The organism is Allobrachymonas wangyanguii (genome assembly GCF_045055315.1).
Lineage (GTDB): Bacteria > Pseudomonadota > Gammaproteobacteria > Burkholderiales > Burkholderiaceae_C > Brachymonas > Brachymonas wangyanguii.
The window spans coordinates 1,199,487-1,215,706 of the sequence record NZ_CP173677.1 but is presented as its reverse complement, the minus strand read 5'-3'; the positions used below and the strand labels follow the sequence as shown (position 1 = coordinate 1,215,706).

Genomic DNA, 16,220 nt, shown 5'->3' with positions numbered 1-16,220 from the left:
CTTGCCCCTGTCGATAAGGCTGTAATCAAATTTCCCAAGAATCTCGCGAAGATCATGGAGCTTTAGATGCTTCTCACCCTTCTGTTGCTTCCTGGAATTGTGCTCTAGCCAGCGGGCAACCTCGGGAACCTCATCATTTCGGCTCTCGCAGATTTCATGTGCAGCGAGTTTGCGAGTGAACTCGTACATCTCATCGTCATCACATCGGTCAAGCCAGTAGCCGTACTCACTTAGATAGTAGAGCGTGCATAGAAGTGCGGCTCGCTTATTGCCGTTATGAAACGCATGATTTGATGCAATGCTGTGAAACAGCGCGGCAGCCTTTAAGAAGATGGTTGGATACGCATCTCTTCCACCGGCAGTCGCCTGTGGGCGTGCTGCTGCCGATTCGATCGAATTCATCTCCTTGATCCCAGGAGGAGATATCGGATCTTCGCTGTCAGCGAAGAACTCAGTGAGGTAATCGTGGATGAAAATTATTGTGGATGTGTCCATTTTTGATCGCTAACGTGGAAGTAAGCGGGCGCCGGAGCGCGTAGCCCGGAGGGAACCCAAAGCGTAGCTTTGGGCGGTCCGCTTGACTGAAGGGTTAGATTTGGCGCTACAGGAGACCAATTACATCTCCCACTGTTAGATACGTGTAGACCACATATCTATCAGCCTCAACCTGCGACACGATTACGTCATGCGATCCTTTCTGTGCGGCTTGAAAAACACTATCTAGCCGATCGCCTAGAAAGCCGAGGTGTGAGCCCACAATGTGCGAAAACCGCTCTGAACCGGATCGCTCCTCAACAAACGCAATAATTCGATTTATGTAGTTATCTCTTCCAAGCTTGATTGTCTTGGGCTTCCCTCCCACCTCGATGACTTTGTCTTCGCGGGCAGGATATATTGCGTCAGCTAGGTCCTGAAGGATTCTTCTGCAACTGTGCACTGCATTTGACCAATCTTCCGGATTATCGGAGCGCAAATTCTCGTGGACCGCTGACAATTTGTTTGTCGCCTCTGGCACTACGGAACCAATCGCTGAATCTACGCGCTCTCGGATTCTCGAAAAGATGTCGTCCGCGATACCGGAGAACTTAAGCTCATAGTGCTTGCCAAGCGCATATTGATAGATCAGCGTGCGACGCGCAGAGAGCCTCTTGGTCGCCTTTTGAGAGGCATCACGAATTTGCTTCCTCTCGTTCCAGTTGCCTACTGGTGCGTGGACAGTTTGGTAGGGATTAGCTGATGTCACTGACACATCGCGATCTTGAGCAGCGTGCAGAGCTACCTCGGCAATATCCTTGTCGTGCTCCAGTTGCTCAATTGACTCAAGGTACACATAGGTGTTGATCTTTTCGGTCTTCTCGTCTTTAAGCTGATAGCCCCGATTTGCCTTTTCGGCTAAGCGGAAAACCTCTGGCTCCATGCCATTTGGTGTAGTTGGGTAGCCACTTACTTCATATTGAAATATCTGCTGCCACTCAAAGTCATTCAGAAGTCGCGCCAACCGAATCGTTTTGAGGGCGATATTGGTCAATGGAATTTCGCTAAGCTCGATATTCCTCAGGATTTCTTCAGACAAGCCCAATGACTCTTCGAGGGCTTTCCGGTTTGTTGGGATTTGCGACGGCTCGGTCATGTAAAAATCTAACGCCAACGTTAACAGGCGGTTACCAGCAAAGCTGGTAACCGTCCTGTTGAACAACCAGTTAGGCCGTGCGATGGCGTCGGATAAGGTATGTTAGGGATTTGCAACTGACCAAGCCTTTGTTTGCTTAATTGTCTCGAACATTGCCGCGTGAGAGCGTTTGGCCAAGCCAGCGTAGTAGCTAACGCCAGCTTTTACCTTGGCCGTAAGATGAACTGTGTTGCGTCTTGTTCGAATGCCATTTAGTTGGCCAGACAGAGCGCTGTTAATAATGCCTGATTCATGTGCAACGATGATGCGCCATTCGAACGTTGTGTGGGCGACGGTCTCCTCAGGATTCACTGCGTTCCATGTTAATGGTGTTGTGCCGCGAGCGTACTTGCATTGCCATCTTTGTCCTTGAAGCTTGTTTTTGCGATAGGCCTGAACAATAAGGTCAGCAAGCAATGCTTCGGCAACTGAGGCGTAGTCCACTATTTGCGCTCGCACATGCGCAAACTGCTCTTGATTGTTTGCGAGAAGAGCAAGCCCAAGTTTATAGAGCCAACGTGCTCCGTAAAGAGTTTCGGCTAAGGCGGTCTTCATGGCTGGATCTGCCACATGAGAGAATTCGTCCGCTTCAAGCGCTGCAACATCCTTGATGTCATTTTTTGCGAAGTTCGCCATCGCATCAATGATCGCTTGTCCAAACTGTTCCTGAATTATTTTGTTTGACATGTGCTTTCCGAGTTGGTGAGCGAATTTTCTCAGAGAGGCCTAACGCCCTGAGTTCAGCCGCCGCGTAGCGGTCGGCTGCGACGAACAGTTAGGCTTCAGTGCGCAAGGCGCGGGGCTTCTTGCCACCAGTGAGCGCCTTATTCCAAAGCGTGCTGTGACCATATTTACACACCCATAGTTCAAGAACGGTAACGATGATGTCAGGGTCGTTGCGAAGGACGGCTAAAGAGGAGAGTTCATGGTCGATGCTCGGCAAGAATGCGAGAACTTCGTTTCCCGAGAGGACGGAAATGATGAACGGCGACGCTTCACGTTCAGTGGGATGCGCAATGCGGTGCCAGCACTGGCTATGAAATATTTCATCACCCGAAAGAGGCTCATCTGATTCTGTGAACGCGGGTGAAGTCCTCCAACGATCAGAGAGTTTGTTTAGAGATATTCCGACGTAACGGAGGACTTCATTCTGATCAGTCACGAAATATATGCATGGGCCCCGGCGTTCCCAAATAGCCTTATCTAAAAATTCGAACTGCGCTGAAAGCCATGGTCCGCGTCGCCCATCCTTAGGTTTTCTGTACCACTGTCGGCCCCCAACTTCGTTGATTTTGAGAACGGGGTTTGAGGCGCTGACTAAGCTTGAGATAATGGTGTTGGTGGACAGAGACATGAATTTTTAGACTGCGTGGACGGAGACGGATTGTGATGCCTAACACCTGAATTAAGCCGACCCGCGAAGCGGGTTCGGCTTGAATGAATTGTTAGACATCACTGGCATGGCACCAAGCAATTTAGTGGCTTCATGTTTCACGAAGTGAACGAACGCCGCCAACTGATCCGCGCGTGAGGCCAAGCAATCTTCTCCTTGTCCAAGATAAGCCTGCCGGGCTTCAAGCAGTACGGGCTTATGTTGATCTGGCAGACGCTCAATTGCCCAGTTGGCAACGATATCCTTCGGTGCGATCTTGCCGGTTGCTGCGCTGTACCAAATGCGAGACAAGGTAAGCACTACATTCCGCTCATCGCCTTCCCAATCCGGCTGCGAATTCCATAGTTTCAGAGTGTCGCTCAATGCCTTGAATAGATCGCCTTCCGGAACTGGGTTAAAGAAATCCTCTGCGGCCGAACCTGCCAATGCAAGGCTATGCTGCCTTACTTTAGTTAGCAGAATAGCCAGATCAACATCGGTTGTGGCGGGCTCGAAGATGCCCGCAAGAATGTCCTTACGCTGCCACTCCCCGAATTGCAGTTCCCGTCTGGCCGGATAACGCCAAGGGACAACATCACCATGCACGACGATGGTAACTTCCAAGGCGCGGAGAGCCTCACTTTGGCCAGGGGAGGCAGAAATTTCCAAGAGATCTACGACCAGGGCTTGTCGGACAGTCTCATCGAGCTGTGCAGCCACAGTAACCAGCAAATCAATATCACTGTATGGCTTCAGGCCACCGTCCAGTGCAGAGCCGTACAAATGCACGGCCAGCAACGTTGATTCCAGATGACGCTCGATGGCGTTGAGAGCCAGTGATAGCTGTACCGAAATCTCGGCGGGTACTGCGTTACTCATGATGTCTAACGTCCAAGCTCAGGGGCGCGCCGCTTGCGGCGCGTCCCCTGGAGCGCAGTGTTAGCTTGCGCTGCCTCAGAAAAGACGGCATCAGCCAAAAACGCGCTCCACTTTTGGAAAAATTGACCGCGAGGCAAACTCGACTAGACCCGAGAAGAGTTTCTCAAATGCTCTCTCCTGCTCCGCATTTCCCCCAAGCGCGCGGAAAAGGTAAGCAGCTAGCTCTCGACTAGAACTCACAGAGGTAAATGCTTTATTCGCCAATTCCTCAATAGTGTCCATCTCGGCCCAATAACTACTGGAGAAATGGGCGAAGGCTGGGCCGTTTGGCGTTTGAATAGTTCCACTGCGCTGGCTTCCGTCATCCGCAATCGACAGCATTCTGTTTTCAATTGCTGCCTTGAAGGTATTCCAGCATCCGGAGGGCATTTCGCTGTCGGATTTTTTCATAGCGATATACGTTGCGGCGTATGCGACCAACTCTGTTCTAGGATTGTCAGCCAGGTCGTTACCGCCCACATCAGCAAAAAAACTGCGGACGAGTTCAACCGCTTTATCCAATGAGGGATGGAAATTGTCCGCATCCTCTGGGCTTTCATGGTCGGGGGAATCAGATGCCAAACTAGCGCCTGCATTTGATTCTGCCAACCACTTTGATTCCAGCTTCCGCAAGAAGACGAGCGCGAAATCACGGTTCTGGTAATAGTGCTTTACTGAATCGAGGGTGAGCGCGCCAGCAATTTTCTCCGGGACATTTGCGAGATAGGCTGCCTTGTGTGTTTTCATCACCGCGATACAGTATTCTTCATCCGTTCCTTGGAGTTCCAGTAACGGTTCGTAGTAACCAACAGATCGTACGTACGAATCGATTGCCCGGTAGTACAAGATTTCCGGGTCTTTTTCTTGCGCCTCATGTTCATATTCCGAAATCCATTCTTCTAACTCGTCATAGTCTTTGAATGGATATTCTGCTTCTGGCTTTGTAAGGCGAACCTCTTGTTCACGGAACAAGATGATGGACTCATAGTTGCCACGAACAAGGCGAGTATTTCGAAACCCTGACGGGTCTTTGATCGAACCCGCTGCTCGCCACCCGAGTTTCGCTGCCTGTATTCCCAATTGGTGTGCAGGATGCTTGTAAACACGCCAAGCCTTCGATGCTACGAAGGCAAGCAAGATTGCTGCGACTACCCACCAAATCATGAGATGGCTCCAAGCAAGCTAACGTTCAGTATGCACCTCCACCGGTGCATACTTCTATAAAACCGGTATATATTAGTCATATCGTACTACAATCTGATCATAGATCAACAACATAGCCCCAGATATGACCCCGCAGACAGTATATAGCACAGAAGCCAAGCCAAAGCCCCCCAAGCTGCTAGACCAGGTGCGTGAAAAGCTGCGACTTAAGCACTACAGCATACGCACCGAGTCGCAGTATGTCCAGTGGATCCGCCGCTTCATCCTGTTTCACGGCAAGCGCCACCCGCGTGACATGGGCGCATCCGAAGTAGAAGCCTTTCTCACCCACCTCGCCGTCGAGGGCAATGTTGCCGCTTCCACACAGAATCAGGCACTCTCCGCCCTGCTCTTTCTCTACCGCGAGGTGCTGAACAGCAAGCTGCCATGGATGAATGAAATGGTGCGTGCCAAACGTCCCGCCCGGCTTCCCGTCGTGCTGACGCAAGCCGAAGTGCAAGCCGTGCTGTCACGCATGCAAGGCGTGCCCCTGCTGCTGGCCCAACTGCTATACGGCACCGGCATGCGCCTGATGGAATGCATCCGCCTGCGCGTCAAGGATGTGGATTTCGATCGTCTGGAAATTCTTGTCCGCGATGGCAAGGGCGGCAAGGACCGGGTCACCATGCTGCCGCAGAAGCTGGCCGCCGCGCTGCAACAGCACCTCACATGGCGGCGCGCGCTGTATCAGGATGACCTGGGTGCCGGCAAGGCAGACGTGCATTTGCCGCACGCACTGGCCATCAAATATCCCGGCGCCTCCACTCAGTGGGGATGGCAATACATCTTTGTGGCGGCCAGCTATTCCACCGATCCGCGCAGCGGAGTCGTGCGGCGGCATCATCTGGATGAAAAACAACTGCAGCGGGCGTTCAAGCGCGCCGTGCAGGCCGCCGGCTTTGCCAAGCCCGCTACGCCCCACACGCTGCGGCACAGTTTTGCCACACACCTGCTGCAGGCCGGTTACGACATTCGCACCGTGCAGGAACTGCTGGGCCATGCGGACGTGGCAACGACCATGATTTACACCCACGTCCTGAACAAGGGAGGACGCGGCGTCTCCAGTCCTCTCGATATCCTGCAATAAGCGCCCACAAAAAAGCCACGGCTTTCGCCGTGGCCTCTGTCTCCTTGTGCCTCTTATCAGCACAGCCCCCGCACCGTTGCCGGCGCGGAGCTGCCTCTGTAGGGCTTAGTGGAACTGTTCTTCTTCGGTAGAACCGGTCAGAGCCTTCACGCTGGAAGAACCACCCTGGATCACGGTCGTCACGTCGTCGAAGTAGCCTGCGCCCACTTCCTGCTGGTGCGACACGAAGGTGTAGCCCTGCTCACGTGCCTTGAATTCCGGTTCCTGCACCATTTCGGTGTAATGGCGCATGCCTTCGCCTTGAGCGTAAGCGTGGGCAAACTGGAAGGTGTTGTACCAGTTGATGTGGATACCGGCCAGCGTGATGAACTGGTACTTGTAGCCCAGTGCAGACAGCTCGTCCTGGAAGGCAGCGATCGTCTTGTCGTCCAGGTTCTTCTTCCAGTTGAAGGAAGGAGAGCAGTTGTAGGACAGCAGCTTGCCGGGGCAGGCAGCGTGCACGGCCTGGGCGAATTCGCGGGCAAAGCCCAGATCCGGCGTGCCGGTTTCGCACCACACCAGGTCAGCGTAGGGAGCGTAGGCCACGCCACGGCTGATGGCTTGTTCCAGACCGTTCTTCACACGGTAGAAACCTTCCTGCGTGCGCTCGCCGGTCAGGAACGGCTTGTCGTTGGCGTCGTAATCAGACGTGATCAGGTTGGCTGCTTCAGCGTCAGTACGGGCCAGAACGATGGTGGGCACTCCCATCACGTCGGCGGCGAAACGCGCAGAGATCAGCTTTTCGATGGCTTCCTGGGTAGGAACCAGCACCTTGCCGCCCATGTGGCCGCACTTCTTCACGGCAGCCAGCTGGTCTTCGAAGTGCACGCCGGCAGCGCCAGCAGCAATCATGTTCTTCATCAGTTCGAAAGCGTTCAGCACGCCGCCGAAACCGGCTTCGGCGTCAGCCACGATCGGCAGGAAGTAATCCACAAAGCCTTCGTCGCCCGGGTTGATGCCGCGGCTCCACTGGATCTCGTCAGCGCGCTTGAAGGTGTTGTTGATGCGGCGCACCATGGTGGGCACGGAATCGTAGGCGTACAGGGACTGGTCGGGGTACATCGTCTCGGACGTGTTGCCGTCAGCAGCAACCTGCCAGCCAGACAGGTACACGGCTTCCAGGCCAGCCTTGGCCTGCTGCATGGCCTGGCCAGCAGTGATGGCGCCGAAGGCGTTCACGTAGCCCTTCTTGGCACCGCCGTTGACCTTTTCCCACAGCTTTTCTGCGCCGCGCTTGGCCAGCGTGTACTCGGGCTGCAGGCTGCCGCGCAGACGCACGACGTCAGCAGCGCTGTAGCCGCGCTTCACGAGCTTCCAGCGGGGGTTTTCGGCCCAGTCTTTTTCCAGGGCGGCGATTTGTTGTTCGCGGGTCAGTTGGGTCATGGTGCTCTCCAGTTGAGATCAGATTGTGAAAACTTCGGTTCTGCACTTGCGTGCCGCTTGTCTCTTCCACGGTGTCTAGGACACTCTCTTCGCCAGTCGGTTTTGCTTGCTGGCATGGACTCTATGATAAGTCTTCTATAAGAGTGAACCCGTGTCTTATGTCTTATATAAGAGTTTTTTTCTTCTTGATAAATCAACAACTTGCAAACTTCATTCCATAGTGCGGAATAAAAAACCTTTTGGCGAAATCATGCAACATCGGCTCGCCAAGTTTCTTTTCATACTATGAAAGATATTTCTGTTTTGAGAAATTCCATCGCTGTACAGCCGTTCGCAGCATGCCAGATGGACGTGACAGTCCTGTCACAGGCAGCAGCAGGCACAAAAAAGCCAGCTGCGGAAGCTGGCTCGTTGGCAAATAACAGACAAATCAGTCCAGGGCCACATCACTGATCACGATGCCGTCCGCATCCGCATACAGCCAGACGCCCGGGCGCACCGTCACGCCCTGCACCTGCACCGGCACATCCACCAGGCCGACGTGGTTCTTGCGCGGTGGCATCGGCATGCTGCCCAGCGCACGGATGCCGACCTGGCACTGCGCCAGCTCTTCCACGTCACGCACACAGCCATCCACCACTACACCGGCCCAGCCGTTCTTTTCAGCCAGCACGCCGATATTGCCGCCCACCAGCGCCGTGCGCAGAGAGCCGCCACCGGCGACCACCAGTACCCTGCCCGCGCCGGGCGTTTCCAGCGTGGCACGCACGCTGGTATTGTCTTCATGGCATTTCACCGTCACCACCTGGCCGCTGAAACGCGTCACTCCACCAAAGTCACGGAACACCGGCGGCAGCGCGGCAAAGCCGGCCGGCGCGCCATCACGGTGCGGATCACATTGGTCACAGGTAGAAAAAGGCTTGCTCTCGCTCATCGGGATCTCCGGACATGCTGGTTCATGCAACCTGCTGCAGGCTGCCAATCCCGCCATGATAACGGCCTGTGGCAGGGTGCAGACATGCCAAATACGACCGCAATCGCCACTCCTTGTCTTGACAGCTGGTGCCAAGGGGCAAAAAACTGCTATAAATCAGGCATCTCCCCTGACGGCATGCGCAGGGTAGTCGCCCAGGCAGGGTTCAGCACCCATCCTGACACCCCTATCGCAAGGAAACACAACACATGGCAACCAAATCTGAAGCTCCCAAGAAACGCACCCCCAACGCCGCTTTCATGAAGCCGCTGACCCCGAGCGCCGAACTGGCTGCCGTGGTGGGCAAGGATCCCCTGCCCCGTACCGAAGTGATCAAGAAACTGTGGGACTACATCAAGGCCAACAACCTGCAGGATCCCGCCAACAAGCGCAACATCAACGCAGATGACAAGCTGGCCAAGGTGTTCGGCAAGAAGCAGGTCACCATGTTTGAAATGGCCGGCCTGATCGGCAAGCACCTGAAGTAATCTTCAGTCTGCCCACGCAAGAAAGCCGACTCGTCGAGTCGGCTTTCTGCTTTCCGGGGCACAGCCGCCCCTCACGGGGCAGCGCAGCTTCAGACCTCGGTCGGTGCCGGGCTGAACTGGAACTCGCCCGGGGCCAGCACCGGATCCACCGTCACGCGGATCACGCTCTTGGGCGGGAACACGCCCTCGATCAGCTGGCGCGACAGCGGGTTCTCGATGCGCTGCTGGATCGCACGCTTGAGCGGGCGCGCACCAAACACCGGGTCGAAACCGACCTTGGCCAGTTCTTCCAACGCCGCCGGCGTGACGTCGAGCGACAGCTCCAGCTTGGCCAGGCGCGATTGCAGCACCTGCAACTGGATCTTGGCGATCTCGGCAATGTGCGCGGCATCCAGGCCGTGGAACACCACGATCTCGTCGATCCGGTTCAGGAACTCGGGCCGGAAATGCGTCTTCAGCTCGTCCCAGACCGCGTCCTTGATTTCCTGCTGCTCGGAGCCCACCATCGCCTGGATGATCGGCGATCCGATGTTGCTGGTCATCACGATCACCGTGTTCTTGAAGTCCACGGTACGGCCCTGACCATCGGTCAAACGGCCATCGTCCAGCACCTGCAGCAGCACGTTGAACACGTCCGGGTGCGCCTTCTCGATCTCGTCGAACAGGATCACGCTATAGGGCTTGCGGCGCACGGCCTCGGTCAGGTAACCGCCCTCGTCATAGCCCACATAGCCCGGAGGCGCACCGATCAGGCGGGCCACCGAGTGCTTCTCCATGAACTCGCTCATGTCGATGCGGATCAGGTGCTCTTCGGAATCGAACAGGAAACCGGCCAGCGCCTTGGTCAGCTCGGTCTTGCCGACGCCGGTCGGGCCGAGGAACAGGAAGGAGCCAGTCGGACGGTTTGGATCGGACAGGCCGGAACGTGAGCGGCGGATGGCGTTGGCCACGGCGCTGATCGCCTCTTCCTGACCGACCACGCGCTCGTGCAGCTTGCTTTCCATCTGCAGCAGCTTGTCACGCTCGCCCTGCATCATCTTGGCCACCGGAATGCCGGTCGCGCGGCTCACCACCTCGGCGATTTCTTCCGCGCCCACCTGCGTGCGCAGCAGCTGGTTGCCCTTGCTGTTGCCATCGGCAGCGGTTTCCTTGTCCTGCGCTTCCTTCAGGCGCTTTTCCAGTTCGGGCAGCTTGCCGTATTGCAGCTCGGCCACCTTGTTGAAATCGCCCTTGCGGGTGAACTCCTCGATCTGGAACTTGAGCTTGTCCAGCTCCTCGCGCACCTGCTGGCTGCCCTGCGCGGCGGCCTTTTCGCTCTTCCAGATCTCGTCCAGATCAGCGTATTCCTTCTGCAGGCTCAGGATCTCGTCCTCGATCAGCTCCAGGTGCTTTTGCGAGGCCTCGTCGGTTTCCTTCTTCAGCGCCTCGCGCTCGATCTGCAGCTGGATCAGGCGGCGGTCCAGCTTGTCCATCACCTCCGGCTTGGAGTCGATTTCCAGCTTGATGCGCGCCGCGGCCTCGTCGATCAGGTCGATCGCCTTGTCCGGCAGGAAGCGGTCGGTGATATAGCGGTGGCTCAGCTCGGCCGCGGCCACGATGGCCGGGTCGGTGATCTCGACGCCGTGGTGTACCTCGTACTTTTCCTGCAGGCCGCGCAGGATCGCAATCGTGTCTTCCACCGTCGGCTCGCCCACCAGCACCTTCTGGAAGCGGCGCTCCAGCGCGGCATCCTTCTCGATGTACTTGCGGTATTCGTCCAGTGTGGTCGCGCCCACGCAGTGCAGCTCGCCGCGTGCCAGCGCCGGCTTGAGCATGTTGCCCGCGTCCATGGCGCCATCGGCCTTGCCGGCACCGACCATGGTGTGGATCTCGTCGATGAACAGGATGGTCTGGCCCTGGTCCTTGGCCAGCTCGTTCAGCACGCTCTTCAGGCGCTCTTCAAAGTCGCCGCGGTACTTGGCACCAGCCAGCAGCGCCGCCATGTCCAGCGACAGCACACGCTTGCCGCGCAGGCTGTCGGGCACTTCGTTGGCGATGATGCGCTGCGCCAGGCCTTCGACGATGGCGGTCTTGCCGACGCCGGGTTCGCCGATCAGCACCGGGTTGTTCTTGGTACGGCGCTGCAGTACCTGCAGCGTGCGGCGGATCTCGTCGTCACGGCCAATCACCGGATCGAGCTTGCCCATGCGGGCACGCTCGGTCAGGTCCAGCGTGTACTTCTTGAGTGCGCCGCGCTGCGCCTCGGCATCGGCGCTGTCCACGCTCTGGCCGCCACGCACCGCCTCGATGGCGGCTTCGAGACTCTTGCGCGTCAGGCCGTTGGCCTTGGCCGCTTCGCCGGCACTGCCCTTGGCATCGGCCAACGCCAGCATGAACAGCTCGCTGGCGATGAACTGGTCGCCACGCTTGATGGCTTCCTTCTCGGTCGCCTGCAGCAGCTTGCCCAGATCCGGGCCAACCTGCACCTGCTCCTGGCCTTGCACCTGGGGCAGACGATTCACCACGCCCTCGGCCGCTGCCAGCAGGCCGGGCACGTTGACGCCGGCGCGCTGCAGCAGCGAGCCCGGGCCATCTTCCTGGCGCAGCATGGCCACCACCAGGTGGGCCGGTTCGATATAGGCGTGATCCTTGCCCAGCGCGATGCTTTGTGCATCGGACAGGGCTTCCTGGAACTTGGTTGTCAGTTTGTCTAGTCGCATAGGAAAGTATCCTCCTTCAATGCCTACCATATACGTATGATTCGCCCGGTTTCAAGGTCGCGCGTGGCCAACGCTCACGCAAGGTTACACTGTGCCTATCTTCGATGGATCCTGTTGTGTTGCCCATGAATGTCCACCAGATCAGCATCCTCTACGACGCCCTGCAGGATCGCATCCTGTGGCGCGTGAATTTCACCGACGATGCCGGTGAGCAATCGGCCTGGCTGACGCGCCGGCTCTGCCTCGGCCTGTGGCCGCGCCTGAACGAGGTCGTGACCGATCACGTCTCGAAAATGCAGGCCGCGCACGGCACCGGCGCCTCCAGCGTGGCCTTGGCCGACATGGGCACGCGGCAGATGCTGTCTGACCTGAAACGCGAGGAAGTGCGACAGAAAGCCGATTTCAGCAAGCCCTTCGCCGCCACCACCTCCAGCGACGATCCGCTGCTGGTGCATACCGTGCAGATGCAGCCCCTGCCCAAGCAGAAGCGCCTGAAGATCTCCTTGCAGGAAAAGCCCGACGACAGCAAGCAGGCACGCCAGTGGGCCATCGAGCTGGATGAAAAAACCCTGCACGCCTGCATGTCCATGCTGGATGCCGCCCTTGGCCGCTCCGGCTGGGATGTGCCGGATCCGTCTGCACCCGCCAGCGCGGACGGCAGCAAGCCTGCCAGCGACAGCAACCCGCTCGATACCCTGGAACGCCCCAAGTACCTGAACTGATTTCCAACCCGCCGTGACCATCATGCCCCTCTCCGCCCAGCACGACACCAAGCCGCATCGCACCGTGGTCTATCTCTCCGACGGCACCGCGATCACCGCCGAAACCTTTGGCCGCGCCATCATGGCCCAGTTCGACGTGCCGGCACGCCAGACGCGTGTCCCCTTCATCGACACGCTGGAAAAGGCCGACCGCGTGATCGCGCAGATCAATGCCGTGACCGAAAAAGACGGCGTGCGCCCGATCGTCTTCATGACCTTGGTCAACAGCGAGATCGTCGAGCGCATCAACAGCACCTGCAACGCCATGGTGATGGACATGTTCTCCATGTTCATCAACCCGCTGGAAGCCGAACTCGGCGCCAAGTCGCACCACCGTGTCGGCCGCTTCTCCGATGTCAGCAAGAGCGATACCTACCGCGCGCGCATCGACGCCATCAACTACAGCCTGATGCACGACGACGGCCAGACGAGTCGTGACCTGTCACAGGCAGATGTGATCCTGATCGGGGTCAGTCGCAGCGGCAAGACGCCGACCTCGCTCTATCTGGCCATGCAGCATGGCCTGAAGGTCGCCAACTACCCGCTGATCCCGGAAGACTTCGAGCGCATGCAACTGCCGCCGGCACTGCAACCGTTCAAGAGCAAGCTGTTCGGCCTGACGATCCAGCCCGAGCGCCTGAGCGAGATCCGCAACGAGCGCCGCCCCAATTCGCGCTATGCCGACTTGGCCAACTGCCGTGCTGAAGTCGCCGCCGCCGAAGCGATGATGCGCCGCACTGGCGTGCGCTGGCTGTCGACTACCACCAAGTCGATCGAGGAAATCGCCACCACCATCCTGCAGGAACTGGCGCTGGAGCAGCCCGACCTGTAGCCCGGCCGCCGCCCTGCCCTGCGCTGCGGCATCAGCAGCGCATGGTGAGGGCGTTGTCGTCCTTGTAGTCGCGCCGGATATTGATGCTGCTCTTGACGCCGAGCGCGCCAAAGTGTTTCTTCAACCAGGCTGATGCCTGTTCGCGCCCCAGGTCAAACAGCCGCTCCATCATCACGGTATCGGTGGAGCCCTGCGAGTAGGAGCCCAGCTCCCGCATGGTGTCGCCGCCGTCAATACGATGCACCAGCACCTTCTTGTATTCGGGCTCCTGCAGCTTGCCTTCGTCGATCAGGCGGTTGATGAAGCCCACCATTTGCATCTGCGCCAGCAGATTGGTATTGAAGGTGATCTCGTTGATGCGGTCCATGATGGCGGTCGGCGTGGTGGGCACGCCCTCACGCGTCAACGGGCTGATCTGCACCAGCAGGATGTCGGCCGAGCGGCATTGGGCAATCAGCGGCGTGATCGGCGGGTTGGCGACATAGCCGCCATCCCAGTAGGTGCGCTCGTCCACCGTGACCGCCTGGTAGACCTGCGGCAGGCAGGTCGAGGCCACCACCGCATTCAGCGACAGTTCGCGCTTGGTGAACACCTCGGCCTTGCCGGAGCTGACTTCGGTGGCCGAAATGAACAGCTTGGGGCCGTTGCGATGGGCGCGGATCGCCTCGAAATCGATCTCGCGGCTCAGCAGCGCCCGCAGCGGATTCAGGTCCAGCGGGTTCATGCTGTAGGGCGAGGTGAACTGCATCAGCGCATTGCCCAGCATGCGGCCCGGATCGGGCAGCAGTGACCAGAACGGCAGCACATTGCCCAAATTGCCGCTGATGGCATTGACGGCACCAGTCGCCATCACGCTGCGCCAGATGCTGCCGAGCTTGTCGCGTGCATGGCGACGGCCATCAACACCATCACGATGCCCGACCGCCAGACCATGCGCTACCGCCACTGCGTTCACCGCGCCGGCACTGGCTCCGCTGATGCCGTCAAACTGCAGGCGCTCGTCTTCCAGCAGGCGGTCCAGCACACCCCAGGTGAAGGCGCCGTGCGAGCCGCCTCCCTGCAGTGCCAGGTTGATGCGGCGGATGTCCTCGGGCTGGGGCGTGGTGTCGGTCATGGGCAGTTCTTGGTTTTGGCGACGATGCCCCCATGGTAGTGGAATCCCGCAAGCTTTCCGTGCCTGGCCGGCTTTTCCCGTCACGGACACGTTTTTTCGGTAAGCTGTACCGCGGATGGACTCGACAATTGCACACCATGGCCGATACCTCCCTGAATACTGAACGCATGCGCATCGACAAGTGGCTCTGGGCCGCCCGCTTCTACAAGACGCGTGCCCTGGCCGTAGACGAGATCCACAAGGGCCGCGTACGCGTCAACGATCAGGACTGCAAGCCGGCACGCGATATCAAGGTCGGCGACCAGATCAGCGTGCGCCAGGGTTACAGCACACGCACCGTGATCGTGCAAGGCTTGTCGCCACGCCGTGGCCCGGCTCCGGTGGCCCAGCAGCTGTACGAGGAAACCCCCGACAGCATCGCGCTGCGCGCCACGTTGGCCGAACAGCGACACTATGCCGCCGAGCCGGCGCATGCGATCCAGCATGGCCGCCCGACCAAGCGCGACCGCCGCCAGCTGCAGCAGGCGCGTGAAAACCCGGATGCCGCATCCGGTTGGGGCAAGCGCTGGAGTGCCAGCCTGGACGGCTGATGCGATACTCTCCCCATCATGAAGTACGGAGTGGGTTCCCTGCAGGAGCTGAAGCAGCTCAAGACGGTGCTGGAAGAGCAGCGCGCGCTGGCCCGCCGCCGCGTCCAGGAAGAAGCAGAAGCGCGACACCGCCAGCAGACGGCGAGCCAGCTGTTTGCCCAGGCCGTCGGGCCGGTCACGCCCGTGCCCTCACACCACCAGCAACGCATCGACCTGCGCCCGGCACCGGCCCTGCCGCGGCCACTGCAGCGCGAGCGCGACCAGCAATCGGTGCTGCTGGAATCGCTCAGCGACGAGATCGATATCAGCAGCATCCTCGAAACCGATGACAAGCTGAGCTACCGCCAGCCCGGTGTCGGGCCGGACGTGACGAGCAAGCTGCGCAAGGGCTACTGGAGCGTGCAGCGCCAGCTGGACCTGCACGGCCTGCGCCGTGACGGCGCACGCGAAACGCTGGGCGCGTTTATCCGCGAATGCCAGCGCCAGGGGGTGCGTTGCGTGCGCATCATCACCGGCAAGGGCCTGGGTTCACCGGGCAAGACCTCGATCATCAAGCACAAGACCTATGGCTGGCTGATACAGAAAAAAGAGGTGCTGGCCTTTGTCCAGGCACGCCCCAATGATGGTGGTGCCGGTGCGCTGATCGTGCTGCTGGCTCCGGGCGTGCACCCCCTGCTCTGAGGCTCAGGCGCCGGCCTGGTTGCGCATCCAGTCGGCGGTCTGGAAAAAGCTGTCGTTGAGCCGCGCATGCAGCGCCAGATCCACACCGACCTCGCCCATCGCCTGGTCCATGCAGGCTACCCACTGGTCACGCTCGCGGATACCAATCTTGAATGGCAGATGGCGCGCCTTGAGGCGCGGATGGCCAAAGCGCTCGACAAAATAGTCCGGGCCGCCGCTCCAGCCGCACAGGAACCAGAACAGGTGCTGGCGCGCCCGCTCCAGGTCCGGGCCATGCGTCTCGCGCAGTTCGCGGTAGCCGGGCTCCAGGTCCATCAGGTCGTAGAAGCGCATCACCAGCGTCTGGATGCCCGCTTCGCCGCCCAGCCATTCAAATACCGTTGCCGGCTGCTGTTGTTCCGTCATGTCCTT

Annotated in this window: 16 protein-coding genes and 1 pseudogene; 6 read left to right on the top strand and 11 right to left on the bottom strand. The window is 58.7% G+C overall.

Translation table 11 applies throughout. The features are described 5' to 3' along the window. Window positions 1-201 precede the first annotated feature (201 nt). From ACI3EV_RS05890 to ACI3EV_RS05865, 6 genes and pseudogenes are all read right to left on the bottom strand, one after another. A pseudogene (locus ACI3EV_RS05890) lies at window positions 202-495 on the bottom strand (type II toxin-antitoxin system death-on-curing family toxin); the annotation flags it as partial. 106 nt (window positions 496-601) lie between these two features. Beyond that, a complete protein-coding gene (locus tag ACI3EV_RS05885; protein WP_337692112.1) occupies window positions 602-1,630 on the bottom strand; it encodes a hypothetical protein in 1,029 nt (342 codons plus the stop codon). Window positions 1,631-1,732: 102 nt separating this feature from the next. Further along, window positions 1,733-2,356 carry a hypothetical protein gene (locus tag ACI3EV_RS05880; RefSeq protein ID WP_337692111.1) on the bottom strand — a complete coding sequence of 208 codons (624 nt, stop codon included), beginning with the start codon at window positions 2,354-2,356 and terminating at the stop codon, window positions 1,733-1,735. A gap of 88 nt (window positions 2,357-2,444) precedes the next feature. Next, window positions 2,445-3,023 carry a hypothetical protein gene (locus tag ACI3EV_RS05875; RefSeq protein ID WP_156816052.1) on the bottom strand — a complete coding sequence of 193 codons (579 nt, stop codon included), beginning with the start codon at window positions 3,021-3,023 and terminating at the stop codon, window positions 2,445-2,447. Between the two features lie 51 nt (window positions 3,024-3,074). Continuing rightward, window positions 3,075-3,920 carry an ANT(3'')-Ia family aminoglycoside nucleotidyltransferase AadA11 gene (locus tag ACI3EV_RS05870; RefSeq protein WP_048608579.1) on the bottom strand — a complete coding sequence of 282 codons (846 nt, stop codon included), beginning with the start codon at window positions 3,918-3,920 and terminating at the stop codon, window positions 3,075-3,077. Between the two features lie 90 nt (window positions 3,921-4,010). After that, complete coding sequence (locus tag ACI3EV_RS05865) at window positions 4,011-5,123, bottom strand: hypothetical protein (protein ID WP_337692110.1); 1,113 nt, start codon at window positions 5,121-5,123, stop codon at window positions 4,011-4,013. Between the two features lie 124 nt (window positions 5,124-5,247). On the opposite strand from ACI3EV_RS05865, the gene ACI3EV_RS05860 reads away from it, so the two are divergent. Further along, on the top strand, window positions 5,248-6,249 hold the full coding sequence (locus tag ACI3EV_RS05860) for an integron integrase (RefSeq protein ID WP_026320603.1): 1,002 nt from the start codon (window positions 5,248-5,250) through the stop codon (window positions 6,247-6,249). Window positions 6,250-6,354: 105 nt separating this feature from the next. On the opposite strand, the gene aceA is transcribed toward ACI3EV_RS05860, so the two are convergent. Both aceA and rraA read right to left on the bottom strand, forming a co-directional pair. After that, window positions 6,355-7,671: an isocitrate lyase gene (aceA, locus tag ACI3EV_RS05855; protein WP_337692109.1), complete on the bottom strand. Its 1,317-nt coding sequence runs from the start codon at window positions 7,669-7,671 to the stop codon at window positions 6,355-6,357. A gap of 430 nt (window positions 7,672-8,101) precedes the next feature. Beyond that, the gene (gene rraA, locus ACI3EV_RS05850) at window positions 8,102-8,605 is read right to left on the bottom strand and encodes a ribonuclease E activity regulator RraA (RefSeq protein WP_337692108.1); all 504 of its coding nucleotides are present in this window, start codon (window positions 8,603-8,605) and stop codon (window positions 8,102-8,104) included. Between the two features lie 248 nt (window positions 8,606-8,853). On the opposite strand from rraA, the gene ACI3EV_RS05845 reads away from it, so the two are divergent. Continuing rightward, complete coding sequence (locus ACI3EV_RS05845) at window positions 8,854-9,132, top strand: SWIB/MDM2 domain-containing protein (RefSeq protein WP_018715118.1); 279 nt, start codon at window positions 8,854-8,856, stop codon at window positions 9,130-9,132. An 89-nt stretch (window positions 9,133-9,221) separates the two neighbouring features. On the opposite strand, the gene clpB is transcribed toward ACI3EV_RS05845, so the two are convergent. Continuing rightward, window positions 9,222-11,831: an ATP-dependent chaperone ClpB gene (gene clpB, locus ACI3EV_RS05840; protein WP_337692107.1), complete on the bottom strand. Its 2,610-nt coding sequence runs from the start codon at window positions 11,829-11,831 to the stop codon at window positions 9,222-9,224. A gap of 125 nt (window positions 11,832-11,956) precedes the next feature. On the opposite strand from clpB, the gene ACI3EV_RS05835 reads away from it, so the two are divergent. After that, window positions 11,957-12,553, top strand: a complete 597-nt coding sequence (locus tag ACI3EV_RS05835; protein WP_337692106.1) for a hypothetical protein — start codon at window positions 11,957-11,959, stop codon at window positions 12,551-12,553. A gap of 22 nt (window positions 12,554-12,575) precedes the next feature. Then, a complete protein-coding gene (locus tag ACI3EV_RS05830) occupies window positions 12,576-13,424 on the top strand; it encodes a pyruvate, water dikinase regulatory protein (RefSeq protein WP_337692105.1) in 849 nt (282 codons plus the stop codon). A gap of 31 nt (window positions 13,425-13,455) precedes the next feature. Here the strand turns inward: ACI3EV_RS05830 and ACI3EV_RS05825 are convergent, their stop codons facing one another. Then, window positions 13,456-14,538, bottom strand: coding sequence for a patatin-like phospholipase family protein (locus ACI3EV_RS05825; protein ID WP_329771338.1), 1,083 nt, complete (start codon window positions 14,536-14,538; stop codon window positions 13,456-13,458). A 137-nt stretch (window positions 14,539-14,675) separates the two neighbouring features. Here ACI3EV_RS05825 and ACI3EV_RS05820 point away from each other — a divergent pair, with 137 nt between their 5' ends. Then, window positions 14,676-15,128, top strand: a complete 453-nt coding sequence (locus ACI3EV_RS05820) for an RNA-binding S4 domain-containing protein (protein WP_337692104.1) — start codon at window positions 14,676-14,678, stop codon at window positions 15,126-15,128. Window positions 15,129-15,146: 18 nt separating this feature from the next. Continuing rightward, a complete protein-coding gene (locus ACI3EV_RS05815; RefSeq protein WP_337692103.1) occupies window positions 15,147-15,809 on the top strand; it encodes a Smr/MutS family protein in 663 nt (220 codons plus the stop codon). Between the two features lie 3 nt (window positions 15,810-15,812). On the opposite strand, the gene ACI3EV_RS05810 is transcribed toward ACI3EV_RS05815, so the two are convergent. Further along, the gene (locus ACI3EV_RS05810) at window positions 15,813-16,214 is read right to left on the bottom strand and encodes a group II truncated hemoglobin (protein ID WP_337692102.1); all 402 of its coding nucleotides are present in this window, start codon (window positions 16,212-16,214) and stop codon (window positions 15,813-15,815) included. Window positions 16,215-16,220: the final 6 nt, after the last annotated feature.

Coding starts and splice junctions, on each gene's coding strand:
- clpB (WP_337692107.1), bottom strand. CDS start 11,831: ATGCGACTAGACAAACTGACAACCAAGTTCCAGGAAGCCCTGTCCGAT.
- ACI3EV_RS05870 (WP_048608579.1), bottom strand. CDS start 3,920: ATGAGTAACGCAGTACCCGCCGAGATTTCGGTACAGCTATCACTGGCT.
- ACI3EV_RS05885 (WP_337692112.1), bottom strand. CDS start 1,630: ATGACCGAGCCGTCGCAAATCCCAACAAACCGGAAAGCCCTCGAAGAG.
- ACI3EV_RS05825 (WP_329771338.1), bottom strand. CDS start 14,538: ATGACCGACACCACGCCCCAGCCCGAGGACATCCGCCGCATCAACCTG.
- ACI3EV_RS05880 (WP_337692111.1), bottom strand. CDS start 2,356: ATGTCAAACAAAATAATTCAGGAACAGTTTGGACAAGCGATCATTGAT.
- ACI3EV_RS05860 (WP_026320603.1), top strand. CDS start 5,248: ATGACCCCGCAGACAGTATATAGCACAGAAGCCAAGCCAAAGCCCCCC.
- ACI3EV_RS05830 (WP_337692105.1), top strand. CDS start 12,576: ATGCCCCTCTCCGCCCAGCACGACACCAAGCCGCATCGCACCGTGGTC.
- aceA (WP_337692109.1), bottom strand. CDS start 7,671: ATGACCCAACTGACCCGCGAACAACAAATCGCCGCCCTGGAAAAAGAC.
- ACI3EV_RS05810 (WP_337692102.1), bottom strand. CDS start 16,214: ATGACGGAACAACAGCAGCCGGCAACGGTATTTGAATGGCTGGGCGGC.
- ACI3EV_RS05820 (WP_337692104.1), top strand. CDS start 14,676: ATGGCCGATACCTCCCTGAATACTGAACGCATGCGCATCGACAAGTGG.
- ACI3EV_RS05865 (WP_337692110.1), bottom strand. CDS start 5,123: ATGATTTGGTGGGTAGTCGCAGCAATCTTGCTTGCCTTCGTAGCATCG.
- ACI3EV_RS05875 (WP_156816052.1), bottom strand. CDS start 3,023: ATGTCTCTGTCCACCAACACCATTATCTCAAGCTTAGTCAGCGCCTCA.
- ACI3EV_RS05845 (WP_018715118.1), top strand. CDS start 8,854: ATGGCAACCAAATCTGAAGCTCCCAAGAAACGCACCCCCAACGCCGCT.
- rraA (WP_337692108.1), bottom strand. CDS start 8,605: ATGAGCGAGAGCAAGCCTTTTTCTACCTGTGACCAATGTGATCCGCAC.
- ACI3EV_RS05835 (WP_337692106.1), top strand. CDS start 11,957: ATGAATGTCCACCAGATCAGCATCCTCTACGACGCCCTGCAGGATCGC.
- ACI3EV_RS05815 (WP_337692103.1), top strand. CDS start 15,147: ATGAAGTACGGAGTGGGTTCCCTGCAGGAGCTGAAGCAGCTCAAGACG.